The organism is Erythrobacter sp. NAP1, from assembly GCF_000152865.1.
Lineage (GTDB): Bacteria > Pseudomonadota > Alphaproteobacteria > Sphingomonadales > Sphingomonadaceae > Erythrobacter.
The window spans coordinates 1,072,499-1,095,240 of sequence record NZ_CH672390.1 but is presented as its reverse complement, the minus strand read 5'-3'; the positions used below and the strand labels follow the sequence as shown (position 1 = coordinate 1,095,240).

The 22,742-nt window shown below is 59.6% G+C and carries 23 protein-coding genes; 14 read left to right on the top strand and 9 right to left on the bottom strand.

Going from position 1 to position 22,742, the window contains the following annotated elements; genetic code table 11:
• Positions 1-11: 11 nt before the first annotated feature.
• Positions 12-503, top strand: coding sequence for a TspO/MBR family protein (locus tag NAP1_RS05150; protein ID WP_007164180.1), 492 nt, complete (start codon positions 12-14; stop codon positions 501-503).
• Here NAP1_RS05150 and NAP1_RS05145 read toward each other — a convergent pair.
• The gene (locus NAP1_RS05145) at positions 500-1,030 is read right to left on the bottom strand and encodes a hypothetical protein (protein WP_040464260.1); all 531 of its coding nucleotides are present in this window, start codon (positions 1,028-1,030) and stop codon (positions 500-502) included. The two genes, NAP1_RS05150 and NAP1_RS05145, sit on opposite strands and share 4 nt — an antisense overlap.
• Positions 1,031-1,105: 75 nt before the next feature.
• On the opposite strand from NAP1_RS05145, the gene tyrS reads away from it, so the two are divergent.
• The 4 genes from tyrS to cysK all read left to right on the top strand — a co-directional run bounded on the left by tyrS (position 1,106) and on the right by cysK (position 5,128).
• Entirely contained in the window at positions 1,106-2,332 is a 1,227-nt protein-coding gene (gene tyrS / locus NAP1_RS05140) for a tyrosine--tRNA ligase (protein WP_007164178.1), read from the top strand.
• A gap of 137 nt (positions 2,333-2,469) precedes the next feature.
• The gene (locus tag NAP1_RS05135) at positions 2,470-2,808 is read left to right on the top strand and encodes a PilZ domain-containing protein (protein ID WP_040464259.1); all 339 of its coding nucleotides are present in this window, start codon (positions 2,470-2,472) and stop codon (positions 2,806-2,808) included.
• 80 nt (positions 2,809-2,888) lie between these two features.
• The gene (locus tag NAP1_RS05130; RefSeq protein WP_040464746.1) at positions 2,889-4,211 is read left to right on the top strand and encodes an MFS transporter; all 1,323 of its coding nucleotides are present in this window, start codon (positions 2,889-2,891) and stop codon (positions 4,209-4,211) included.
• Complete coding sequence (cysK, locus tag NAP1_RS05125) at positions 4,208-5,128, top strand: cysteine synthase A (RefSeq protein WP_007164175.1); 921 nt, start codon at positions 4,208-4,210, stop codon at positions 5,126-5,128. Before NAP1_RS05130 ends, cysK begins: the two co-directional genes overlap by 4 nt.
• A gap of 30 nt (positions 5,129-5,158) precedes the next feature.
• On the opposite strand, the gene NAP1_RS05120 is transcribed toward cysK, so the two are convergent.
• From NAP1_RS05120 to NAP1_RS05100, 5 genes are all read right to left on the bottom strand, one after another.
• Positions 5,159-8,158: a VCBS repeat-containing protein gene (locus NAP1_RS05120; RefSeq protein WP_007164174.1), complete on the bottom strand. Its 3,000-nt coding sequence runs from the start codon at positions 8,156-8,158 to the stop codon at positions 5,159-5,161.
• A 379-nt stretch (positions 8,159-8,537) separates the two neighbouring features.
• Positions 8,538-10,343 carry an acyl-CoA dehydrogenase C-terminal domain-containing protein gene (locus NAP1_RS05115; protein WP_007164173.1) on the bottom strand — a complete coding sequence of 602 codons (1,806 nt, stop codon included), beginning with the start codon at positions 10,341-10,343 and terminating at the stop codon, positions 8,538-8,540.
• 54 nt (positions 10,344-10,397) lie between these two features.
• A complete protein-coding gene (locus NAP1_RS05110; protein ID WP_007164172.1) occupies positions 10,398-10,883 on the bottom strand; it encodes a MerR family DNA-binding transcriptional regulator in 486 nt (161 codons plus the stop codon).
• 62 nt (positions 10,884-10,945) lie between these two features.
• Entirely contained in the window at positions 10,946-11,377 is a 432-nt protein-coding gene (gene hisI, locus NAP1_RS05105) for a phosphoribosyl-AMP cyclohydrolase (RefSeq protein ID WP_007164171.1), read from the bottom strand.
• Positions 11,378-11,682: 305 nt separating this feature from the next.
• A complete protein-coding gene (locus tag NAP1_RS05100; RefSeq protein ID WP_241761180.1) occupies positions 11,683-12,468 on the bottom strand; it encodes a ComF family protein in 786 nt (261 codons plus the stop codon).
• A gap of 106 nt (positions 12,469-12,574) precedes the next feature.
• Between NAP1_RS05100 and NAP1_RS05095 the strand changes: the two genes are divergently transcribed.
• On the top strand, positions 12,575-13,330 hold the full coding sequence (locus NAP1_RS05095; RefSeq protein WP_007164169.1) for a hypothetical protein: 756 nt from the start codon (positions 12,575-12,577) through the stop codon (positions 13,328-13,330).
• Here the strand turns inward: NAP1_RS05095 and ppdK are convergent.
• The 3 genes from ppdK to NAP1_RS05080 form a co-directional block, all read right to left on the bottom strand.
• Positions 13,327-15,993, bottom strand: a complete 2,667-nt coding sequence (ppdK, locus tag NAP1_RS05090; RefSeq protein ID WP_007164168.1) for a pyruvate, phosphate dikinase — start codon at positions 15,991-15,993, stop codon at positions 13,327-13,329. The two genes, NAP1_RS05095 and ppdK, sit on opposite strands and share 4 nt — an antisense overlap.
• Positions 15,994-16,101: 108 nt before the next feature.
• The gene (gene glyS / locus NAP1_RS05085; protein WP_007164167.1) at positions 16,102-18,153 is read right to left on the bottom strand and encodes a glycine--tRNA ligase subunit beta; all 2,052 of its coding nucleotides are present in this window, start codon (positions 18,151-18,153) and stop codon (positions 16,102-16,104) included.
• Positions 18,153-19,022: a glycine--tRNA ligase subunit alpha gene (locus NAP1_RS05080; RefSeq protein WP_193353890.1), complete on the bottom strand. Its 870-nt coding sequence runs from the start codon at positions 19,020-19,022 to the stop codon at positions 18,153-18,155. The genes glyS and NAP1_RS05080 overlap by 1 nt, the downstream gene beginning before the upstream one ends.
• Before the next feature lie 307 nt (positions 19,023-19,329).
• Here NAP1_RS05080 and NAP1_RS05075 point away from each other — a divergent pair, with 307 nt between their 5' ends.
• The 8 genes from NAP1_RS05075 (at position 19,330) to NAP1_RS05040 (ending at position 22,710) form a co-directional block, all read left to right on the top strand.
• Positions 19,330-19,692 carry a UrcA family protein gene (locus NAP1_RS05075; RefSeq protein ID WP_007164165.1) on the top strand — a complete coding sequence of 121 codons (363 nt, stop codon included), beginning with the start codon at positions 19,330-19,332 and terminating at the stop codon, positions 19,690-19,692.
• A gap of 122 nt (positions 19,693-19,814) precedes the next feature.
• The gene (locus NAP1_RS05070) at positions 19,815-20,201 is read left to right on the top strand and encodes a hypothetical protein (protein ID WP_156777206.1); all 387 of its coding nucleotides are present in this window, start codon (positions 19,815-19,817) and stop codon (positions 20,199-20,201) included.
• An 80-nt stretch (positions 20,202-20,281) separates the two neighbouring features.
• Positions 20,282-20,659: a hypothetical protein gene (locus NAP1_RS05065; protein WP_007164163.1), complete on the top strand. Its 378-nt coding sequence runs from the start codon at positions 20,282-20,284 to the stop codon at positions 20,657-20,659.
• Positions 20,659-21,078, top strand: coding sequence for a hypothetical protein (locus tag NAP1_RS05060; RefSeq protein ID WP_007164162.1), 420 nt, complete (start codon positions 20,659-20,661; stop codon positions 21,076-21,078). Before NAP1_RS05065 ends, NAP1_RS05060 begins: the two co-directional genes overlap by 1 nt.
• Positions 21,071-21,448, top strand: coding sequence for a hypothetical protein (locus tag NAP1_RS05055; RefSeq protein ID WP_007164161.1), 378 nt, complete (start codon positions 21,071-21,073; stop codon positions 21,446-21,448). The genes NAP1_RS05060 and NAP1_RS05055 overlap by 8 nt, the downstream gene beginning before the upstream one ends.
• Positions 21,448-21,909: a hypothetical protein gene (locus NAP1_RS05050; protein WP_007164160.1), complete on the top strand. Its 462-nt coding sequence runs from the start codon at positions 21,448-21,450 to the stop codon at positions 21,907-21,909. The genes NAP1_RS05055 and NAP1_RS05050 overlap by 1 nt, the downstream gene beginning before the upstream one ends.
• On the top strand, positions 21,906-22,100 hold the full coding sequence (locus NAP1_RS05045) for a helix-turn-helix transcriptional regulator (protein ID WP_007164159.1): 195 nt from the start codon (positions 21,906-21,908) through the stop codon (positions 22,098-22,100). Before NAP1_RS05050 ends, NAP1_RS05045 begins: the two co-directional genes overlap by 4 nt.
• Positions 22,087-22,710: a hypothetical protein gene (locus tag NAP1_RS05040; protein ID WP_007164158.1), complete on the top strand. Its 624-nt coding sequence runs from the start codon at positions 22,087-22,089 to the stop codon at positions 22,708-22,710. Before NAP1_RS05045 ends, NAP1_RS05040 begins: the two co-directional genes overlap by 14 nt.
• Positions 22,711-22,742: the final 32 nt, after the last annotated feature.

The window sequence follows — 22,742 nt, the reverse complement described above, 5'->3', positions numbered from 1 at the left end:
CTTGTATCATCATGGACTACACCGCCCTCACCTTCGCGATCCTCTATGGCCTTGGCCTGAACATAGCAGGCGGCCTGCTCACCGACCTGAGCGAGTGGTATCACAATCTTGACAAGCCCTGGTTTCAGCCACCCGGTTGGGCATTTGGTCCTGCGTGGACAATCATCCTGGGGCTGGCTGGATGGGCACTCTATATCGGGCTCACCGAAGCGGATAGCGCAGGACAGTATTATGCGGTCGCAGCCGCGTTTTCGGTCAACGCAGTACTGCATTTCCTGTGGTCACCGCTTTTCTTCAAGTTCAAGCGGCCTGACTGGTCCTTCTACGAGAACTGGCTGCTGATCGCCTCATGCATCGCGCTGGCCTTCATTCTGGAACCGGTGTCGAGTTTCGCTGCCTGGCTGATCCTGCCCTACATCATCTGGACCTGTTTCGCGCAGGCGATCAATTACGAAGTTGTCCGACTGAACGGCCCCTTTGGTGGGCGCGCGGAAGAAGCCTAGTCTCTGTCCACGATCAGTTGGCGACAGGCTTCTGAATGAAACTCGGCCTTCCCAGGTGGGAATGCCAGTGCCCAGAATTGCAATGTCCCATCCTCGTGCTCGACGATAGCGTTAAGTGCCACTTGGGCAGGTGTGGGAAGGTCGCTCGCAATTCTCGCTTTGAGTACAAGCTCCCCTACTCCATTTGCGCTTGCCCTTGCATGGCTCAACGAAATCGCATCGACGGGTGCATCTCGCATACCTTCGCGGAATGCATCGAAGTCATAAGCCGCCCAGCGGCTCGAGGGCGACAGGTTGAACTCGCGGTAGTATGTTCCGCCAATTGGTTGCCAGAAGATTTCAAAGCAGGTCGTCTTCCAGAGATCATCGGTGCGCACTGACGGTCCCGGTTCAGGAAGACGGATGGCGTCGACCTTCCCTTCGAGCCGGAATTCGGCCTCGCAGCCAACATCGGTCGGCTTGAGATCGGCGGTCACAGCCCGGATCGGGCCAAGGTCGCAGGTGCGGTGGAGCATGAGTGGTCGCATGGCTTTTCCATGGCTCACTGCACCCATGCGAGCAAGCCACTTCCAAGCAACCCTCCCCACTGTTAAGCGCGGCGCATGACTTACGAATCCGACCTTCTGCGTCTGCTCGAAGAGCGCGGCCACCTTCATCAGATCACCGATCCCGGCGCGCTGGATCAGCTCGTCACCAAGAAGGTTGTGACGGGGTACGTCGGCTTCGACCCGACGGCATCGTCACTGCATATCGGCAATCTCGCCTCGATCATGCTTTTGAAGCGCCTTCAGCAGGCAGGCCACCGACCCATTGTCATCATGGGCGGCGGGACTGCGAAGGTCGGTGATCCCTCAGGCAAGGATGAAACCCGGACGATGCTGACCGAGGAACGCCTCGCGAGCAATATCGAGGGGATAAAGGGCAGCTTTGAACGGATCCTCGATTTCGATGACAGCAAGACCGGCGCACTTCTGATCAACAATGACGATTGGCTGAGCGAGCTTGGCTACATTGAAATGCTGCGAGATGTGGGGCCGCACTTCACGATCAACCGGATGCTGACATTCGATTCGGTGAAGCTGCGGCTCGATCGCGAGCAGCCCCTCAGCTTCCTCGAATTCAACTACATGATCATGCAGGCTTACGACTTTCTGGTGCTGGCGCGTGACTACGATTGCCAGCTCCAGCTTGGCGGCAGCGATCAGTGGGGCAACATCGTCAATGGGATCGAACTCAATCGCCGGATCGACCAGCGCGAAGTCTACGGTGTCACCGCCCCGCTCATTACGCGCGCTGATGGCGCGAAGATGGGCAAGTCGGTGGACGGCGCGATCTGGCTGAATGAGGACGCGTTGCCCGCCTACGATTTTTGGCAATATTGGCGGAACACTGACGATCGCGACGTTGGCAAGTTCCTGCGGCTGTTCACCGATATTTCGCTCGATGAGATCGCACGCCTTGAAAAGCTTGAAGGCGCTGAGATCAACGATGCCAAGGTTGTGCTGGCCAATGCCGTGACCGCGATGGTTCGCGGTGAAGCTGCAGCCAGGGCTGCCGAGGAAACCGCCAATGCTACCTTCGCTGGCGGCGGCGCGGGTGAAGACTTGCCTACCCTCAGCGTCGGAGGCGATGGCATGCGCATTGGAGCGATCCTGACGCAGATTGGCTTCACTGCCAGCAATGGCGAAGCCAAGCGCAAGATCGCGGAGGGCGCGGTCAAACTCGATGGCGAGCCAGTCAGCGATCCGGGCTCTCTGATTGAGATCGCCGATGGCGCAAGCGTCAAGCTCAGCCTTGGCAAGAAGAAGCACGGTCTCCTCAGCCGCTAGACAGTCCTCAGTCAGTCACCGTTAGTCGCTTTGACAAACGGGGTCCCGACCGCCTTTACCAAATGTCAGCCTTTACCCAGCATTAGGGGTGATGGCTCACGCGGGGTGAGCAGTTGAGAATATGGAGGGCGCCGACTGTGACGGCAGGAGCTAATCTGAGTGTAACGGACCTGCGCAGGGCTGCGCGGCACCCTGTCGACTTTCCGGTGATTGTCGAGCATTTTTCGAATGGCGACCTCAATCTTCATGTCTGCAACATCTCTGCGCATGGCTTTATGGTCGACGACGCGCATTCACTCAGCCGCGGCGACCGGGTTATCATTCGCCTTCCGGTGGTGGGTCGGATCGAAGCTTACGTCATTTGGACCCGCGACGAGCGCGCCGGCTTCCAGTTCGAACGCATCATCCGCCTCGACGATTTTGTCGCAATTATCGACACGCTGCAGCCTAACCCGCGCCTGCGCCGCAACCGCTGATCTAAACCGCTTCTTCACGGGACATTAGCAGCCCTCGCTTGGCAGCGAGCGGTGCGCCTGTCATTGGGCGCTTCGTGACTATCGCCGAAACATCGAGCCAGACGCACCCGTTCAGGGTGCACAATTTCCGTTGCTATTGGCTCAGCCGCCTTGCGATGACGCTCGCGCAGTACGCGATGCTGCTGATCATCGGTTGGCAGACGTACAATATCGCACGCGATGGCGGCATGAGCATTGCCGAGGCGTCGGGGCAACTCGCGCTGATTGGCCTGCTGCAATTCCTGCCGCTGTTTGTCCTAACGCCCTTTTCCGGCTTGGCCGCCGACCGGTTTGACCGTCGCTCGCTAGCGAGGTTAACGGTGTTCCTGCAGTTGCTCTGTGCCGCGGCGCTTGGCTGGACGACGTGGACGGGAGAGATCGGCCTTCCAGTCCTCTATGGTATTGCCATCGTCCTCGGTGTCGCGCGTGGCTTTGCTGGTCCTGCTCTTTCGGCGCTCGCCCCCAATCTCGTGCCAAAGGCGATCCTGCCGACCGCCATCGCCCTGTCATCCATCGCCTGGCAGGTCGGCATGATCGGCGGGCCGGCGCTCGGCGGGTACCTCTACGCAATCGAGCCTGCCCTTCCCTATGCCGTTGCAACGGGTCTGTTCGTAATCTCGATGATCGCGCTCACCATGATCGGCAAGGTGCCGCAACCCGCCGTTCGAAAAGACCAGAGACCCATCGGAGCAATCGTCGACGGGATGCGCTACGTGGTGAAGAACAAGATGGTTCTGGGCGCCATTACGCTAGACCTGTTCGCAGTCTTCCTCGCCGGAGCGACTGCGCTTTTCCCAGTTTATGCCCGCGATATCTTGCAAGTTGGCGAAACGGGCCTGAGCCAGCTTGCCATGGCGCCAGCGGTCGGCGCTGCACTTACGGCAGCGTGGTTCTCCTTCCGACCAATTGAGAGCAATGTCGGCCCGAAGATGCTTTGGGCGGTCGCCATCTTTGGCGTTGCGACAATCGTCTTTGGTCTGTCGACCTCCATGCCGCTCAGTCTCGCGATGCTGTTTATCGTGGGCGCGGCTGACATGTTCAGCGTCTATATCCGCCAGTCTCTGATCCAATTGCACACACCAGACGACAAGCGCGGACGCGTCTCTTCAGTATCGCTCCTCACTATCAGCGCGTCCAATGAAGGCGGTGACTTTTTCTCCGGTACACTCGCCTTTTTGGTCGGTCCCGTCGCGGCCGTGGTCGCAGGCGGAGTGGGCGCAATTGTAACCGTTGCCGCCTGGAGCCGAATATTCCCCGTACTCAGAACTACGAAAACCTTTGATCCGCCAAATGATCTGACAGACAATTCCGATCTGCTAGAAGAACAAACAGAACAGAAATCCGCAGGAGGCCAGACAACATGAAAGCCACGAGCATTCTCGAGACCATCGGCAACACCCCGCACATTCGCCTGTCGCGCATGTTCCCCGATCACGAAGTCTGGTTGAAATCAGAGCGCGCCAATCCCGGCGGCTCGATCAAGGATCGCATTGCGCTTGCCATGGTGGAGGATGCAGAGGCTTCGGGAGCACTCAAGCCAGGTGGCACCATCGTCGAACCGACCAGCGGCAACACCGGCATCGGTCTTGCGATGGTTGCGGCGGTCAAGGGCTACACGCTCGTGCTCGTCATGCCCGAATCGATGTCGATCGAACGTCGACGCCTGATGCTCGCATACGGAGCGACCTTCGACCTGACGCCCAAGGAAAAGGGCATGAAGGGCGCAATCGAGCGCGCGACCGAGATCGTCGAGACAACCGAAGGCGCATGGATGCCGAGCCAGTTCGATAACGGCTCGAACCCCGCGGTTCATGCGCGCACAACGGCCAAGGAAATCCTTGGCGACTTCGCCGACAACCCCATCGATGTGATGATCACCGGGGTTGGAACTGGCGGCCATCTCACAGGCTGCGCAGAGGAGCTCAAGAAAAGCTGGTCCGACTTCAAAGCCTATGCGGTCGAGCCCGTCGGCTCTCCCGTCATCAGCGGCGGAGAGCCTGGCCCCCACCCGATCCAGGGCATTGGCGCTGGCTTCATCCCCGGCAACCTCCACACCAACGCAATCGACGGCGCGATCAAGGTCGATCCCGAAGACGCCAAGGAGATGGCCCGCAGGGCAGCGCGCGAAGAAGGAATGCTGATCGGGATCTCTAGCGGTGCCACGCTCGCGGCAATTGCACAGAAGCTGCCTGACCTCGCCGCCGGCACCCGGATCATGGGCTTCAACTACGACACGGGCGAGCGTTACCTGTCCGTACCGGACTTCCTGCCGGTGGAGTAAGTCGAGAAGCCTCGCACCAGCAAGGCCGTCCTATGGGCGTCGTTTCCATATCATAAGAGTCTCGGCATCGCTTGCTGCGGAAGTTTTGCACGGGCCGGCGATGTAGTCGGTCTGGGTCAGATGCCAGTTTCCTAGCACGTCATCATAAGGGTGCAGTGCGTGGCAGACAGTCGGTCTGCTTTCATCGACTTCGAGCACGCCGATACCCCAACGACTGTTCACCACGATCTGATGCTTGTCGTTTCCGCGCATTCGTACCGCGGCGCGAGAGTAGTTTTGCGCAGGATTGAATCGCCATCCGCCATAACGCTCGCCCTCGGAAAGCTTCGCGGCCACCGTCAGGCGATCGTTGGACAGTTTCAGGATGAACCAGGCATCGTTTTGTGCGAGGATCATTGCATCTTGGTTTCCGCCAAGAAAACGTCCAGTGTGACGGAACTGGCTTCGGTTGCTTAGGATGCAACCATTTCCAAGATCACTGTCCCAAGCATGCATGGCGATGGATTTGAGGCCGCCATTTGCGTGTTTCAGAATGCCGATACCCCAGTCGCTCCGGATCATGATCTCGTCGCTGCCATCCCCGTCGAAATCCGCGATGCTAACGACCCGGTTGCGCGAGCTGTCGAGCACCCATGATCCCAATCGGTCACCCGTTTTGTGCATAGCAATGTCGCGATTGTGTTCGAGCGAAAGCAAGCCGATGCCCCAACCGCTTGAGACGAGCACCTCGTCATGACCATCACCGTCGAAATCTCCGATGCCTCGATGAACAGTTTTCGCGACATCATAGACCCAGCCCCCGATCCGAGTGCCCGATTCATAGGTCCGGGTCGACGTCATACTATTACCAGACTGGCTCAAGACGCCCATGCCCCACGAACTCGTCACAAGCAGTTGGTCGCGCCTCCTGTCGGTCAGATGACCGGTAGCTCTGATCGAATCGCGCCCCCGGTTTACTGTCGCATCCCAGCGCCACTGGCCGAACCAAGTATCTCTTTCGGCAACTGTGAGAGCGGTCCATCGCGTGCCATCGTGCTTGACTATCGCTATGCCCCAGTCACTCTGTACGGCTATGCTATCCTGGCCCGAGCCGTCATAGTTCCCTGTGCCTTTGTGGCGATCACGTGAAGAATCGAAGTTCCAGGCACCGATCCACGCCTGAGTCGGATGGATCACCTCGTCCCTGATCTCGCTTCCTTCGAGAGAAAGTAGACCGAGACCGTTCTTGTTGCTGAGCCGCAAGGTCCAATCGCCCGTGATGCTCCAGAAATACGCGCGCTTGTTCTGGACGACCACAGGTGCCAGCGCCGCATCGCCCGCTTGCAAATCGTAATAATGCCGCCAGGCGTTGCCGAAGTTTGCCCGTGTTCCTGTACCAAGCCCGGCGCCCATACCTCTCGGTGCGTCATTGAAGGTTTTTGCGCGCGACAAAAGCGCAACCGCGCTCGATCCGAACAGGATTCCTTCGGCATTCTGCCACGGCGCGTAATACTTGCTATCGTGAGTGTGGCTGTGCGTGCCTTCTACGGTATTTACGTCGCAGCCGCCGTGAATCATCAGGCAGCCCGGAGCATCCTTGTTTGTTCCATGTTGGAACAAAGTGCGGTGGATCGTCCAATCGACGATCTTACCCTGGCCTTCGAAGCTAGGTCGAAAAGCGCCGCTTTCGTATTTCCAACGAAAGGGAGTGCCGCCGCATGCGGATTGCAACTCATCAGGTTCGTAGTCCCCATCGAACTCTGATATTTGCCAGTTCGAGTGGGCGATGATGTACTTGAACGCGGGAGGTGTCTTGAGGAAATCGACATAGTCCTTGGGACTTGCCTGATCGACCGTAACATCGCGACCGAAGTTTGTTGCCGCCTCTTTGAGAACGCCGAGATAGTTCGCCGCCGAAAAGTCGGAAGTCCCGGAGATGACACCAGCCTGCAATTCATGATGTGACCAACCGCCAATTCGGAAGCGGTGATTTCGATCAAAGTATTGATTGTACAGACGGCGCTCGAGCAATGGATTGAACGAAGTGAACATGGCGCGCTGGTTTGCTGGCACCAAATTGGGATCTGTGCTTGGAACCACATTCGGATCGCCCTGAGGGTCGACGAAACGTTCCCCGTTGGTGCCTTGCTTCCGCGCACTAGGATCATAGGCAATGTTGCTCGCATCGATCCTCGACACGCTGATATCCGGTCGTGCTGTAACGTTGACCGAGCTGCGATCCTCGGGCGCAACTTCGGGATGAGGCAGCGGAGTGCGCACTCTCACAATAAGCTGCGGATTGGCATTATCGTCACGCCTGAGCACCGTGAAGTTCGCATCGTCAACGTAGAAGCAATCCTTGAACGTCAGCTTGCCGGCCTTGTAGTCGTTCGAGGTAAAGGTGCAGTCCAGGATCGTCTCTCCGTTGCGCCAACCGTCTCCCATGTCGCTGGTGGCATTGGCCAGCCAGGCCTCGATCTCAACTTCCTTGTGATACAGCCGCTCCCACTGACCTGTCAGATCCGCAAGAACGATCTCGGAGCGACGCGAAACCGATTCCGGCACGATCGTCAGGTGGGGCGTACCGCCGGTCCAGGGAGGACTGGCATTTCCGTGCGGAGAGGCCCAGGACCACCGGCGGACAAGCGATGCTTCGGGGAAAGAACCAACAAGCACCACGCCCTCAAACCTCGGGAATGCTTCCCGAATGTCGATCAGGAAACGGCGCAGGGCGAGAAGAGTCAGACCATCTTTATGATCGACACCATCGTAGAGATCGGCACGGATGAAGCGGGTATGCATTCCCTCCGCTCGAAGATCTCCTTTAAACCTTTCGAGCCGCGAGAGCAGATCTTGATCCGGCGTCTCTCCATCGATCGCATCAAGGATACGCGATTCCACTAAGACCAGAACAAGACGGCCACCAATAGGCGGCTGATCTTCAGGCTCCTCGAAATCAAGATAGGTAAGGGAATTGATGTCAGCATCATCGCCGGACTTCAAAGAAAAGCCAGCATAGCGGTCCATAATCTGCTTGACGATATCAGCCATAGGTTCCTCCCATCGACCGCAATCGTCGTTTCAAATAGTTTTTCAGTATTGGACGGAGGCGACAACAATTTTGGCAGTCATAATACAGACTTATTAGCCAAATTCATTTGCGAATGGAGCCATTTTTAACTGTCATTAACTTACTTGTCTGTTCATAGCTTTTGAATTCATGGCCCTCAGCCTATCACTGGCTAAGGTTGAATCGATCCTAGAACCCTCGACTCAGCTTCGAGTATTTCGTTCTGCCGACGAGAGCCCGTCTATCCTCGCGGTCAGCAACGGACTCGCCAAATCTAGTGGAAGCTCGCCTGCTCAGCGGACAAAAGAAGAGGTCCGGTTCCCCCCAGAACCGGACCTCGGTGACGACTTCAGTAATCCGTCAAGCTGCGGTGGCAAATGCCTCTTCCGGGAGCGCCATCAAATTGTCGCTGCCAGCTTCAAGCTTGCGCCGCAGAGCCCCTGCATCGGGCAAAAAGCGCTCTGCATAATAGGACGCAGACGTCATTTTTGCCTCATAGAACGCTTTATCTTCGGTCCCGGCTTCCAAAGTCGCCTGTGCGACCTTGGCCATCTTGAGCCAGAAGAAGCCGAGCGTCACGATGCCCATGATGTGCATGTAGTGGTGCGCGCCCGCGCCGAGGTGGTTAGGGTTCGCCATTGCATTCTGCATGAACCACATGGTCGCCTGCTTCTGCTCACCCAATGCCTTTTCGAGTTTTTCGGCGAGCGGAGCGAGAGCTTCATTGCCCTTGGCTTCCGAAATCTCGTCGTCGAGCATCTTGAAGAAGGCCTGGATTGCGCGGCCACCCTTGCTGGCAAGCTTGCGACCGCAAAGGTCCATCGCCTGCACGCCGTTGGTGCCTTCGTAGATCATCGCGATACGCGCGTCGCGCACGAACTGCTCCATGCCCCACTCGCTAATGTAGCCGTGGCCGCCATAGACTTGCTGCATGTTGTTGGCGATGTCGTAGCCCTTGTCGGTGCCATAACCCTTGATGACCGGGGTCATCAAGCCGATGAGGTCATCGGCGAGCTGGCGCTCTTCTTCGGTCTGGGCCTTATGCGTCAAGTCAACCTGAAGCGCGCCCCACAGGCACAGTGCACGCATGCCTTCGTTGAATACCTTGGCGTCCATCAGCATCCGGCGAACGTCGGGGTGAACGAAGATCGGGTCGGCTTTTGAATCCTTGTCAGCCGGACCGGTGAGAGCGCGGCCCTGACGACGGTCGAGAGCGTAGTTGACGCCGTTCTGATACGAAACCTCTGCCTGCGCGAGACCCTGAATACCGACACCGAGGCGCGCGGCGTTCATCATCACGAACATCGCGGCAAGGCCTTTGTTCTCCTCGCCGACCATGTAGCCGGTGGCTTCGTCGTAGTTGAGCACGCAGGTCGAGTTGCCGTGGATGCCCATCTTCTTCTCGATGGAGCCGCAGACGACACCATTACGCTCGCCCGGTTCGCCGTTCTCGTCGAGAATGTACTTCGGCACGATGAAGAGCGAGATGCCCTTCGCGCTGTCGGGAGCGCCCGGGGTCTTTGCGAGAACGAGGTGAATGATGTTGCTGGTGAGGTCGTGTTCACCAGCGGAAATGAAGATCTTGGTGCCGGTGATTTTGAAGCTGCCATCGGCCTGCGGTTCGGCCTTGGTGCGGATCATGCCGAGGTCGGTGCCGCAATGCGGCTCGGTCAGGTTCATCGTGCCGGACCACTCGCCCGAGATCATCTTGGGAAGGTAGGTTTCCTTCTGCTCCTGCGAACCGGCAGCTTCGATCGCGGCAGTCGCACCATTAGTGAGGCCGGGATACATCCCGAAAGCCTGGTTGGCGGCAGCGGTAAACTCTTCAACTACAAAGCCAAGCACGTGAGGCAAGTTCTGGCCGCCGAATTCTTCAGGTTTCGCCAGTGTGCCCCAACCCGCTTCGACATAGGCGTCGTAGGCTTCCTTGAAGCCCGGAGGGGTAGTGACGCTGCCATCCTCGTGACGGGTGCAACCGTGCTCATCCCCAGCCTGGTTGATCGGAGCGAGGACTTCCGAACAGAACTTGCCCGCTTCGTTGACCACGGTGTCGATCATGTCGGTGGTCGCGTTTTCGAAGCCCGGAAGGTTTCCGTAGCTTGCAAGGTCGAGCATTTCATTGACGACGAAGCGCGTGTCGCGAGTGGGGGCTGTGTAGGTTGGCATCAGTTGATCCCTTGTGCTGAGCGTTTTTGAGGTAAAAGCAAAGTGTCAGTGAGGTCAGCCGAGATTGAGCTGTTCAATCTCGCTGACGAAGCCGGTGAGTTCCTTGATCGAGCTGTCGATGTCGGCGCGCTGCGCTTTGAGCTTGGCGATGTGCGCTTTGCACTTCTCGACCGTGACACGGCGCTGTTCGACACGCCCGTCATCAAGGTCGTAAAGGTCGATCATCTCGCGAATTTCGGTGAGGCTGAACCCCACGTTCTTCGCGCGCATGATCCAAGCGAGGCGTGCGCGATCCCGCTTTGAATAGACGCGGGTCAAGCCCACGCGTGCAGGACTGATAAGCCCCTCATCCTCGTAAAAGCGGAGAGCGCGTGCTGTGCAGCCGAATTCCGACGTAAGGTCCGAGATCGAGAACTGTTCGCGCTCAAGTTTGTCGGGCCGATCGAGATGCGCGCCGTTACGACGCTGCCCCTCGCTCGCGGAATTCGACGAAGCCCCCTTGGCGGTGGCGGCGGTCTTTTGTTCAGGTGCAGAAGCCATTTCCGATGGCTACTTTACCTTTACGTGAACGTCAAGGCCTCACGCTGACGGGAAGTCACCCACTAAGCGAGCCGGGACAGGGCAGACCCGTCCGGGGCCGACAAATCGAGCTTTCGGTAAAAGCAGCTGGTCTCACCCGTATGACAGGTCGGACCAGCGGGCGTCGCATAAATAACCAGCGCATCCTGATCGCAATCGACCCGTATCTCATCGACCGACAGAACATTCCCTGAGGTCTCGCCCTTCATCCAAAGCGAAGACCTCGACCGCGACCAGAAGTGCACTTTGCCGGTCTCCCTCGTCTTTTGAAGCGCATCGGCATTCATGAAGGCGATCACCAAGACCTCTTTAGTGCGCGAATCGATGACCACCGATGCGAGCAATCCTGACGCGTCGAACTTGGGTGCAAAGCGGCTACCCTGCTCGATCTGCTGGGTGGATAATGCGTCGGGGTCAGGCAAGAATCGTCTCCGAGAAAGTTGGAATGTGCCCATAGCAGCGACAAGCGGTTCGTCCCATGCGATAGAATGTTGCACGATAACAACATATGCGGATCAAAATAGGACAAAGCTCAGGTTTCGACTTCCGAAAGATGAACTTGAGTGGAACAACGAGGCCATTGAGCGTTTCGGCGCTCTTCCACCGAACACCGGCGCGTAAGTGCCAGGTTCAGGGGGTGGTCGATCAAAGCCAACAGCGGGGTGTTGGACTGGTCGATTGAACGATGAGGGACAAGGTCCTGATAGCGAAGTTAGGGGGTCGCTATCTGAGCTCATTAGAGCGGATCTGAACCATTTCGTCACGTGGCGCCCGGGGTCTTCATGGCCTCGGGCGTTTCGCTTTTTTGCTCCGGGTTGCGATTCCGGTCTTGCCCCAACCCGCTGCCATCAACCACGCGTGCGAAGCAGGCGATGCGGACCGAAACAGCGCCCGCATCGAGCAGCGCCTTCGTGCAGGCATCGCTCGTCGCACCGCTTGTTAGGACATCGTCGACAAGGATCACATTCCGACCCGTGATTGATCCTTTCGCGTTTGCACGCACTTCGATGGCCCCACGCAATGCATCGGCGCGTTCCTCGATCCCCAGCCCTCCAAGGCTTGGTGTCCGCTTGGAGCGGTTGAGGCCATCTACGAGCAACTCGCCCTTCCCGCGCCTCGACAACTCGGTTGCGAGCAACGCCGCCTGGTTGAAACCGCGTGACCAGAGTCGCCAGCGATGGAGCGGCACCGGGACAAGTAACGGCAGTTCCCCATCATTGGGCGCCATCCTCGCTGCGATAAGGCCCGCCAGTAAGGGCGCGATTGCGATCTTGCCGCCGTGTTTGAATGCGAGGATCAATTTGCGCGAGGCATCATTGTAGAGGCTAGCGGCGATGATCCCGTCGTGCAGCGGAGGCTCGCTAACACAAGCAAAGCAGTGGTCCGACGCACTCGCAGCAGCGGAGCCCATCGGGCGCTGGCAGCCAGAGCAAGCAGGTTCGCCCAGTACCTCGATATCGCCCCAGCATTCGCTGCAGAGCCCACCTTGCGAGGCAAGCGCCGTACCACACAGCGGACATCGCGGCGGGTAGACGAGGTCGACCACCGGGCTCAGCCCTTCTTTCAGACTGGTGCTGAGTTGCGACCTCCACCCCATCGCGATCAGATTGCACCTCTTGCGCACCGGACACAAGCGCGGCAGGGGTCGCGCGATGACTTCGACACAAGTTCCCCGCATCTTCGACCGCAGACAAGCCGCCGCCAAGTGGGCTCGCGCAAGGTCACGTCAGCGCGGCGCGGAGCCGGCCAGTTACATCCTCGACGCGATGTGCGAAGACATTGAGGACCGCCTTGCTTTTATGCGCTTCGAGGCGCAGCGGGCTCTTCTGGTAGGCGACATGACGGGCAGTCTCGCGAGTGCACTCCAAGCTGATGGGACCAAATGCAAGCTGGCCCGCCTTGGCGAGTTCGACGAAGAACGCCCGAGCGGATTTGAAGCCCACGACCTCATCGTCCACTTGCTTGGCCTTGGCACCGTAAACGACCTTCCCGGCGCGCTGATCCATTCGCGCAATGCACTTGCCGAAGGTGGCCTCTTTCTCACTGCCCTTCCTGGAGCAGGCTCTCTACCTTCACTGCGCCGCATTGCCCTTGCAGCTGATGGTGACCGGCCCGCTGCTCGCACGCACCCGCTTGTCGACTTGCGTGGGGCAACCGGCCTGATGGAGCGCGCCATGTTCAAGCGGCAGGTGGTGGACAGCTATCCTCTCAAGGTCCGCTTCGGATCGTTTGAGCGGATGATCGAGGACCTGCGAGACCACGGCCTTACCCGCTCGCTCACGACCCCCGCCCCGCCCCTGACCCGCGACTGGCTGGCCCGTGCAAGGGCGGAGTTCGATGTGATGCGTGACGAGGATGGCAAAGTCACCGAGACCTTCGAAATCCTCGTTCTGACGGGTTGGCGCTAGGCTTTCAGCGCAGCCTGAGCCGCCGCGAGACGAGCAATCGGAACGCGGTACGGTGAGGCGCTGACATAGTCGAGGCCGACCTTTTCGCAGAACGCAATCGAAGCCGGGTCGCCGCCATGCTCGCCGCAGATGCCAAGCTTGATGTCGGCCCGGGTCGCCCTGCCCCGCTCTGCCGCAAGCTCGACCAACTGACCGACACCGTCGATGTCGAGACTGACGAACGGATCGCGCGGAAAGATGCCCTTCTCGACATAGGGAGCGAGGAAGCGCGCCGAATCGTCGCGGCTAACGCCCAGCGTGGTTTGGGTCAGATCGTTCGTGCCAAAGCTGAAGAACGCGCCTTCTTCGGCGATCTCACCGGCCATCAGGGCAGCGCGCGGAAGTTCGATCATGGTGCCCACGAGATACTCAACGCTCGCGCCCTTTTCCTCGAACACCTCGGCCGCAACCTTGTCGACCAGAGCGCGCAGAAGCTGAAGTTCGCGCTTGGTCGCGACGAGCGGGATCATCACTTCGGGGATCGGAGCTTCACCGCTTGAAGCAGCGACGTCGCATGCCGCCTCGAAGATTGCGCGCGCCTGCATCTCGTAGATCTCGGGATAGGTGATCCCCAGGCGGCACCCGCGGTGGCCGAGCATCGGGTTGAACTCGTGCAGCTCCCCTGCGCGGCGCTTGAGGTGATCGACGCCCAGCCCCGTTGCATCGGCAAGCTCTTCAAACTCAGCGTCCTGCGTCGGCAGGAACTCGTGAAGCGGCGGATCGAGCAGGCGGATCGTACAGGGAAGCCCTGCCATCGCCTCGAAGATTGAGGTGAAGTCCGCGCGCTGTTCGGGCAGCAGCAAGTCGAGTGCCTTGCGACGCCCCCGCTCGTCCTCAGCAAGGATCATCTGGCGCACCGCGCTGATACGCGAAGCGTCGAAGAACATGTGCTCGGTCCGGCACAGGCCAATGCCTTCCGCGCCGAACTGCCGCGCCATCGCGCAGTCGGCGGGCGTTTCGGCGTTGGTGCGCACCTTCATCCGGCGCAGCGCGTCGGCCCATTCCATCAGTGTGCCGAAGTCGCCTGCAAGCTCGGGCTCGACCGTGGGCACGATGCCCATCATCACTTGGCCATTTGCGCCATCAAGGGTGATCTCGTCACCCTCTTTCATCTCGGAATTGCCAATCCGAAGCGTCCGGCTCTTGCGGTCGATCGATACGCCGCTCGCGCCTGAAACGCACGGACGGCCCATTCCGCGCGCGACAACCGCAGCGTGTGAAGTCATGCCACCGCGCGCCGTCAGGATGCCTTGTGCCGCGTGCATGCCGTGGATGTCTTCCGGGCTGGTCTCGACGCGCACGAGGATGACCTTGTCACCGCGGTTCGCCCATTGCTCGGCGGTGTCGGCGTCGAGCACGATCTTTCCGGCAGCCGCGCCCGGCGACGCAGGCAGGCCGGTGACAAGCACATCGCGCGGTGCTTCAGGATCAAGCGTTGGGTGGAGCAGTTGATCCAGCGCCATCGGGTCGACGCGCCGCACCGCTTCTTCTCGGTCGATCAGGCCTTCGCCTTCCATATCGACCGCCATCTTGAGCGCTGCCTTTGCCGTGCGCTTGCCGCTGCGGGTCTGAAGCATCCAGAGCTTGCCGCGTTCCACGGTGAACTCGATGTCCTGCATGTCCTTGTAGTGACCCTCAAGCAGGTCGAACACGCGGGCAAGCTCTCCATAAGCATCTGGCATTGCCTCTTCCATCGAAAGCGGCTTTGCCCCCGCCGCCTCACGCGCAGCCTTGGTCAGGTATTGCGGCGTGCGGATGCCGGCGACGACGTCCTCGCCCTGTGCGTTGATGAGGTATTCGCCGTAATAGGCGCGCTCGCCAGTTGCAGGATCGCGGGTGAAGGCGACGCCGGTGGCGCTCGTTTCGCCCATGTTGCCGAACACCATCGCCTGCACGTTTACCGCCGTGCCCCAGTCGGCGGGGATGTCGTTCAGGCGGCGATAGACCTTGGCGCGGTCGCTGTCCCAGCTGTCGAACACCGCCCGGATTGCGCCCCATAGCTGTTCATTCACATCCTGCGGGAACGGCTTGCCAAGCTCTTCGTCAACGATGCCCTTGAACTGTCCGACGATCCCGCGCCAGTCGTCGGCGCTGAGTTCGGTGTCGTTGTAGAAGCCGTTGTCTTCCTTGACGATTTCCAGCGCCTCTTCGAACAGGCCGTGATCAAGGCCGAGCACAACGTCCGAGTACATCTGGATGAAGCGGCGATAGCTGTCCCAGGCGAAGCGTTCGTCTTCGCTGGTCTTCGCGAGACCCTCGACCGTGTCGTCGTTAAGGCCAAGGTTCAGCACGGTGTCCATCATCCCCGGCATCGACACCCGCGCGCCCGAGCGGACCGAGACCAGCAGGGGGTCGGCTGCATTGCCGAAGGTCTTACCCACCGATGCCTCGATATGAGCGAGCGCGTTTGTGACTTCGCCTCGCAGTTCGTCGCGGAACTCCTCACCGCCCTGAAGGTAGCGCACGCTTTCCTCGGTGGTGATTGTGAAACCGGGTGGGACCGGCAGACCGATCGAGGCCATCTCCGCGAGGTTTGCACCCTTGCCCCCCGTGATCGTCTTGTCCCGCTGGCGGGGGTCATCGTGAGCGGCGGCTCCGCCGAAGGGGTAGACGGTGGTGGTCATAGAGAGGCCCTTTGTGGGGTCGTGTTACAGGGTAACATGGACCGCATGTTACACGGTCCTGAGAGAAAAACCGGCAGCTTCGCGAAAAGGTCCGAAACCGCCATGGGTTCAGCCTTCGATCCGGCTGAAATCGGCGACTTGGCCAACGGCTGAAGTGAAGCGGGCGAGCAAGTCGAGACGAGCGGCGCGTTTGTTCTCGTTATCGTCATTCACCGTCACCTCGTCGAAGAAAGCGTCGATAGGCGCGCGCAGAGTAGCAAGCGCGGCCATCGCATCCTCAAAGCGCTCTTCATTGACCGCCGCAGCGGCTTTTGGCGCGGCAGCATTGATCGCGTCGATGAGAGCCTTTTCGGCAGGTTCGGGCGAGTAGGAAACCTCTTTCGCCTCCCACTCTTCTTTCTTGAGGATGTTGGCTGCGCGTTTGTAGCCGGCGAGGAGGTTGGTGCCATCGTCGCTGCCCAGGAATCGGGTCAGCGCCCTAGCCCGCGCTTCTACGCGGTCGATGCGCATGTCGATGCTGCCCGACCAGTCACGCGATGCTCGGATGAAGTCGTGCCGCACCCCTTCATCGCGAAGCTGCACCGCGAGGCGGTCGTGCAGGAACTCGGTCAGCTTTTCAGCAAGAGACTGGTTCGGCTGGCTGTCCCAAGCGTGGACCACCTGGTCCAGAGACAGCTTCAAGCCGTTGGCCTGCACAAGCCGGATGTATCCGAGCGCGGCGCGGCGAAGCGCGAAGGGATCCTTCGAACCAGTCGGAAGAATGTCGATCTTGAAAAAGCTCAGCAGGTTGTCGAGCTTATCCGCGAGACTTACCGCGACGGTCGTGGGGGCGGTCGGTACATCATCGCCCTGCCCTACCGGCTTGTAGTGATCGCGAACAGCGTCTGCGACTTCCTGCGGTTGGCCTTCCTTCTGAGCGTAATAGCCACCCATGAGACCCTGCAACTCAGGGAATTCGCCGACCATCTCGGTCACGAGATCTGCCTTGCTCAGCTCTGCGGCAGTCCGGGTGAGCTGGTGATCGCCATTCGGCTCCTTAGCGTCGAAAACGAGCCATGAGGCCAGCTTCGCGACCCGGTCCACCTTGTCGGCCACCGTGCCCAGCTTCTCGTGGAAGGTGATCCGCTCCAGTCCCTTGGCGTGCTCGGCGAGCGTTTTCTTCTGGTCGAGTTCCCAGAAGAACCGCGCATCGGCCAGACGCGCGGCGAGGACCTTACGGTTGCCGTCGACCACCCCCGTCGGATCGACCGAAGCGATATTCGCGGTGCAGATGAAGGCATTTGCGAGCTCGCCATCCGCATCCTCGCACACAAAATACTTCTGGTTCACGCGGGCGGTCAGCTGGATGACCTCCGGCGGCACGTCGAGGAATGCTTCGTCGAACCGGCCAAGCAGCGGCACGGGCCATTCGGTGAGGCCGGCGTTCTCGATCACCAGCCCTTCGTCTTCGACCAGCTTGAGGCCAGCGTCCGCAGCCGCATTACTCGCACCCTCGCGGATGATGTTCGCGCGTTCCTCGTGGTCGACGATCACGTACTCGTCGCGAAGGCGCGGTGCGTAGTCGTCGGCGTCGTCGATCGGGATGCCGCCGTCCGAGTGGAAGCGGTGGCCCATCGTGACCCGGCCGCTGGCCATGCCGTCGGTGACGCAAGGCACAACCTCGCCGTCAAGCAGCGCAACGATGCCGGAAAGCGGGCGGACCCAGCGCGTGCTTTCGCTGCTGATCGAGGCATCGCCCCAGCGCATCGACTTGGGCCATGAAAAATCGCTGATGATCGCGGGGATCGCTGCGGCCAGCAGGTCGGCGACAGCCTGACCCGGTTTCTCGATCACCGCGAACCAGGTCGCGCGGCCCTTGACCTCGCGTTCTTCGAGGCTCTCGCGGGTGACGCCGTTCTTGCGGCAGAACCCGTCGACGGCTTGATCTGGGGCGCCGACCGGAGGGCCCTTGGCCTCCTCGCGAACGGCTTCGGTTTCTTTTGGCAAGTCCCGCGCAATCAGCGCAAGGCGGCGCGGCGTCGAGAAGATGGTGAGATTACCAACCGCGACACCGGCGGCTTCCATCTCGCGGCGGAACAGCTTGTCGAGTTCCTTGCGCGCACCGGCTTGCATGCGCGCCGGAATTTCCTCGCAGCGCAATTCGAGCAGGAAATCGGCCATCAGACGAGGCTCCAATCCGGATATTGCGCTTCCCACCGGGGCCGCATGAGTTCGGCGTATTTCTCGCATGAAGAGCGAGCCAGATCGCGTACGCGGCCCATATAGCTCGCGCGCTCCTGAACACTGATCACGCCGCGCGCTTGCAACAGGTTGAAGACGTGGCTCGCCTCGATCGCCTGCTCATAGGCGGCAATAGGCACGTCATTGTCGAGCGCGTTGCGGCACTCAGCCTCGGCCTTGGCAAAGAGATCGAAAAGGCCGTCGGTGTCGGCGACTTCGAAGTTCCACTTCGACATCTGCTTTTCGTTTTCGAGGAAAACCTCGCCATACGATGTGCCGCGGCCGTTGAAGTTCAGCTCGTAAACGTTGTCGACGCCCTGGATGTACATGGCGAGGCGTTCGAGCCCGTAGGTAAGCTCGCCAGCAACCGGCTTGCAGTCGAAGCCGCCCATCTGCTGGAAATAGGTGAACTGGGTAACTTCCATCCCATCGCACCAGACCTCCCAGCCCAAACCCCAAGCGCCAAGCGTGGGCGATTCCCAGTCGTCCTCGACAAAGCGGATATCGTGTTTGAGCGGGTCGATCCCGATTGCCTTGAGGCTGTCGAGATAGAGTTCCTGAATGTCGCCGGGCGATGGCTTCAGGATCACCTGATACTGATAATAGTGCTGGAGCCGATTGGGATTTTCACCGTAGCGCCCGTCGGTCGGGCGGCGACAAGGCTGTACGAAAGCGGCATTCCACGGCTCCGGACCAAGCGCGCGCAGCGTGGTCGCGGTGTGAAACGTGCCCGCCCCCATCCGCATATCATAGGGCTGCAAAATGACGCAGCCATTGGCAGACCAGAAGTCGTGCAGCGTCAAGATCATGTCCTGAAAGGACGTGCGCGGATCGCGGGTTCGCGAACCCGATTCGTCCAGCGCCATTTTGGTCTCCGATTCCATGGCGCGGCCATGGCTTAAGGCCCATGCGGGGTCAATGCCGCAGCGCAGCATCAGCCAGTTTTGCACACCCCAAAACCGCTCATTTCTGCGGGTTTCGTAAGGTCAGCATGACCAAATGTAAGGTCATGTTGACATGGTCAGCGAATCGCGACATAAAGTAAGGGCAACCTGACATTCCGGAAGGTTGTTGTGACAAACCAGTTCAACATTTCCTCCCCAGGAGAACATCAAAATGCGCAATTCCATCATCTTCGCCGCCGCTGCTGCAGCTCTCGCCATCCCCGCCGCTGCATCGGCTACCCCTGTCAACTCGACCGAGTTCGAAGAGGTCATCGATCACAAGGATCTCGACCTCACGACCCGCGACGGCGTTACCCGCCTCGACGACCGTGTTCGCACCAAAATCAACCAGATGTGCCGGAACGGTGGCCGCGACAGCGCCTCGATCCGCCTTGAGCGCGAATGCCGCAGCAGCGCTCTCGCCGCAGCTCAAACCGAGGTCCGCGTTGCGGTTGCACAGGCCAATGCGGAGCGCGCTCGCTTCGCTGCCAACACCTCCAACCCAGCATCGGAAGCGGCAACTCCAGGCGCATGATGCTGGCTAGGCCGCTCTCGCGAAATCCGGGTCGAACCCCGAATTACCGGACGAGCGAGAGCGGCCACCCCCTTCTTTTCAATCCACCCAGAGGCTGACTGACTATGTACTGGCGCAAACCAATGTCCCATGAAGACAAGGCCAAAGTGCTCAATTGGGCGGCCGTGACCGGCGTTATCATGACAGCGCTTGGCTGGGTCCTGATTGGGCTTTCGGACGATGGGGAGACGCCCGTCGTGACTACGAGTTTCATCATCATCTCTTTGAGCATCATCTTGGCGGACAAGCAGTATGACGAGTTCCAGCGCGGCCTCGCTTATGCGGGCGCAGTTGGCGGAATGCTGGCAGTCACCCTCTGGACGGCCTTCATCCCGATCATCGCCGACATGGCCGATCGTTTCGAATTCAGCATGTGGGAAGCCACATCCGACAAGCGGTTCACCTTCTACATCGCGGCGAGCGGTTTCTACATCGGATATCTGTTCAAGCGTAAGCGAGGCAAAGCCTGATCCATCCGAATTCAATCGCCGCGGTCTTCCTTACGGTCAAAGCCGGCAGGCCGAGTGCTTATCGAGAGAGTAACAACGCGATGACCAAGTCCCCACTCCACACCACCGAAAACGATCGCAGTGCCGCGTTCAATACGCTCTGGATCGGTCTTCTCGACACTATTCTCGTCATCGCAACAGTGTTTGTTCCCGCTCTGGAAGCACTTCAGAGCGTCGCCGTCGCAATTATGTCGGGTACGCTGATAGGTCTTGTCTTTATCAGCTTGCACGACGAGTTCGTCCAGCGGCTGATAGGACGCTCGGCCACAATTGCATGCGCAGTGGTAGGGGTTCTTGCCCTTCTCGAGATAGAGCCAATCCGCAGCAATCTGGAGGTCTCCCCAGTGCTCGGCTTCGCTCTCATCTCGCTCGCCTTCCACCTGCCTTTGGCAACTATGCGTCTGCGGGGAGACATTTGATGCGATACGATCCGAAAGTACCCGGCGAGTACGAACGTTCTCGCGCTTACGATCTTCAATGGATTGGCCTCCCCGCGTCGTTGCTGTGGCTTGGATCCGAGATTTTCATCGCAGGCGGCCTAGGTAATGCGGGCCTCAGTGAACTGGCCTTTGTCCCAGCCATTTGTGCGGCAATGTCGCTCGCCTGGCCCCTTGGAACGCTCGCGGACACAGACGAATTCGTTCAACGCCAGCACTTGGCTGCGGCGAGTTGGGGGTTGGCAGTGGCCGGTCTCGTGGCGATGCTTCGTCTTTTCCCCTTCGTTCGCGACTGGTTTCCGCAAATCGAGGCAACGATGGCGATCGCGCTCATTGCATCAGCATACAATCTCGCGCTCGTCGCGGGTCGCTTGCGTGAAGGATTTAGCGGCAATGAATAAAGCAAACATCTTTATGGCAGCCGGTTGGACCGGGCTCGTATCGCTTCTTGCAGTCATCGCTCTAAGCCTCACCGGTGCGTCGGATGCGCTCGCTACGTTCACCTCGTCCGTCACGGTCGCATGCTGCTGGATGATGCTCTTCACCCGCAATGCTGATGAGTACACGCGCGGTCTGTGGACCTCGGCGGCCAGCCTTGCCTTTGCCGCGCTGCTGCTGCTTGTCTTCGGCCTCCCCGCTCTCGAGGGAGCCTATGACGGCATGACCGCCGGTGAGCGCCGCCAGGACTTCGAGCCGATCATGGCTGTCGGCCTCGCAATTGTCGCCTTCTACATCGGTCTTTTCTGGAAGCGTCTGCGGGGAGGTGTCTGATGCCCTACGATCCTTATGCAATCGACGAACATCAGCGCAGCTACCAGTACAAGGTGATCTGGTTCGGAGCCGCCTGCTCGATCGTCAATTTCGCGAATGCGTTTATCGGTAGCGACTCGATCGTGTTTGCTTGGGCACTTGGCGGCGCTGTTGGCGGGCTTGTTGCCGGTCTCTGGGCGCACCGGGTCGACGACTATTTCCATGGGATGGTCACAGTTGGCTATCGCTGGGCGCTCGCAAGCCTCGCAATCTACCTTTTTGCGGCTTTCACGCTCGACATATTCGATGTGTCCTATTCGGCCGGCTTCGCGCTTAGCAACCCAGAGGGTGAGCCTACCCGCGATACCTTCTCGCTGTTCTTCACCGATGCCCGCACGCTCGCCTCCTTCACCGTGCTGGCTTTCCACGCAGGCTACGCCTTCGCCTGGATCTCAGACGCAATCGAGGCGCGCCGCGCATGAAGAACCGCCTCAAAGTGCTGCGCGCTGAGCGCGATTGGTCCCAGGCCGAACTTGCCGGGCGTCTCGACGTGTCTCGCCAGGCGGTGAACGCGATCGAGACTGGCAAGCACGACCCTTCCCTGCCGCTGGCATTCCGTATTGCCCGTCTGTTCGAGATGGGCATCGAGGAGATTTTCGATGACGAAGCCTGATGAGATCGAAGACAACGGAGCCGCGCGCCCGTTTCTGGGTCAGGTGCTGTTTTACCTTGGTGTTTGCATCGCCGTTGGTGGCGCTGGTGCTGGAGTAGTCGTCTTCGCCGAACGCGGGATCGACCTTCGCGGAGCGGCTGTCATAGGTACAACGGTTGCTGTTGGTCTAGCGGCGTTGATCTGGTCGCTGCGGATCGGAAACTTTGATCCGCCCTCACTTTCAAGCAAAACCGGCAGGTCGCAGCTCGTCCTCCTGTTATGTGTAATCTTGGGAGCAGCGACGAGCTTCTATTTTGTCACCAACGGAGTGACCGACCGCTTCATCGAAGGCGACTTTTCGCTGACCCGTTTCGAGGCAGGTTTGCTGCTGTTCGTCACCGTCGGCTTGGGTCTTCCGCTGGGCATTCTTCGAGAGCGCGACATCGACGATTTCGAGCGCAAGTCGACCAGGGATGCGGCCTACTGGGCGTTCAACCTGTACATTTATGGGTATCTTGCCTGGGCAATCGCCGCCTCAGGATCGCTCTTGCCGCCTATTAATCACTTCGCGCTGTTCCTCGTCGTGATGTTCACATTCCTAGGAATGTGGGCCGCAAAGCGCGCCGGGTGATCATTCGACCCCATCCAGAACATCCGGTTGCA

Coding starts and splice junctions, on each gene's coding strand:
- NAP1_RS05145 (WP_040464260.1), bottom strand. CDS start 1,030: ATGCGACCACTCATGCTCCACCGCACCTGCGACCTTGGCCCGATCCGG.
- tyrS (WP_007164178.1), top strand. CDS start 1,106: ATGACTTACGAATCCGACCTTCTGCGTCTGCTCGAAGAGCGCGGCCAC.
- glyS (WP_007164167.1), bottom strand. CDS start 18,153: ATGGCCGATTTCCTGCTCGAATTGCGCTGCGAGGAAATTCCGGCGCGC.
- NAP1_RS05080 (WP_193353890.1), bottom strand. CDS start 19,022: ATGATCTTGACGCTGCACGACTTCTGGTCTGCCAATGGCTGCGTCATT.
- NAP1_RS05055 (WP_007164161.1), top strand. CDS start 21,071: ATGAATAAAGCAAACATCTTTATGGCAGCCGGTTGGACCGGGCTCGTA.
- NAP1_RS05050 (WP_007164160.1), top strand. CDS start 21,448: ATGCCCTACGATCCTTATGCAATCGACGAACATCAGCGCAGCTACCAG.
- NAP1_RS05115 (WP_007164173.1), bottom strand. CDS start 10,343: ATGCCAACCTACACAGCCCCCACTCGCGACACGCGCTTCGTCGTCAAT.
- NAP1_RS05045 (WP_007164159.1), top strand. CDS start 21,906: ATGAAGAACCGCCTCAAAGTGCTGCGCGCTGAGCGCGATTGGTCCCAG.
- NAP1_RS05060 (WP_007164162.1), top strand. CDS start 20,659: ATGCGATACGATCCGAAAGTACCCGGCGAGTACGAACGTTCTCGCGCT.
- NAP1_RS05075 (WP_007164165.1), top strand. CDS start 19,330: ATGCGCAATTCCATCATCTTCGCCGCCGCTGCTGCAGCTCTCGCCATC.
- NAP1_RS05120 (WP_007164174.1), bottom strand. CDS start 8,158: ATGGCTGATATCGTCAAGCAGATTATGGACCGCTATGCTGGCTTTTCT.
- NAP1_RS05070 (WP_156777206.1), top strand. CDS start 19,815: ATGTCCCATGAAGACAAGGCCAAAGTGCTCAATTGGGCGGCCGTGACC.
- NAP1_RS05095 (WP_007164169.1), top strand. CDS start 12,575: ATGACTTCGACACAAGTTCCCCGCATCTTCGACCGCAGACAAGCCGCC.
- ppdK (WP_007164168.1), bottom strand. CDS start 15,993: ATGACCACCACCGTCTACCCCTTCGGCGGAGCCGCCGCTCACGATGAC.
- NAP1_RS05040 (WP_007164158.1), top strand. CDS start 22,087: ATGACGAAGCCTGATGAGATCGAAGACAACGGAGCCGCGCGCCCGTTT.
- NAP1_RS05110 (WP_007164172.1), bottom strand. CDS start 10,883: ATGGCTTCTGCACCTGAACAAAAGACCGCCGCCACCGCCAAGGGGGCT.
- NAP1_RS05150 (WP_007164180.1), top strand. CDS start 12: ATGGACTACACCGCCCTCACCTTCGCGATCCTCTATGGCCTTGGCCTG.
- NAP1_RS05065 (WP_007164163.1), top strand. CDS start 20,282: ATGACCAAGTCCCCACTCCACACCACCGAAAACGATCGCAGTGCCGCG.
- cysK (WP_007164175.1), top strand. CDS start 4,208: ATGAAAGCCACGAGCATTCTCGAGACCATCGGCAACACCCCGCACATT.
- hisI (WP_007164171.1), bottom strand. CDS start 11,377: ATGGGCACATTCCAACTTTCTCGGAGACGATTCTTGCCTGACCCCGAC.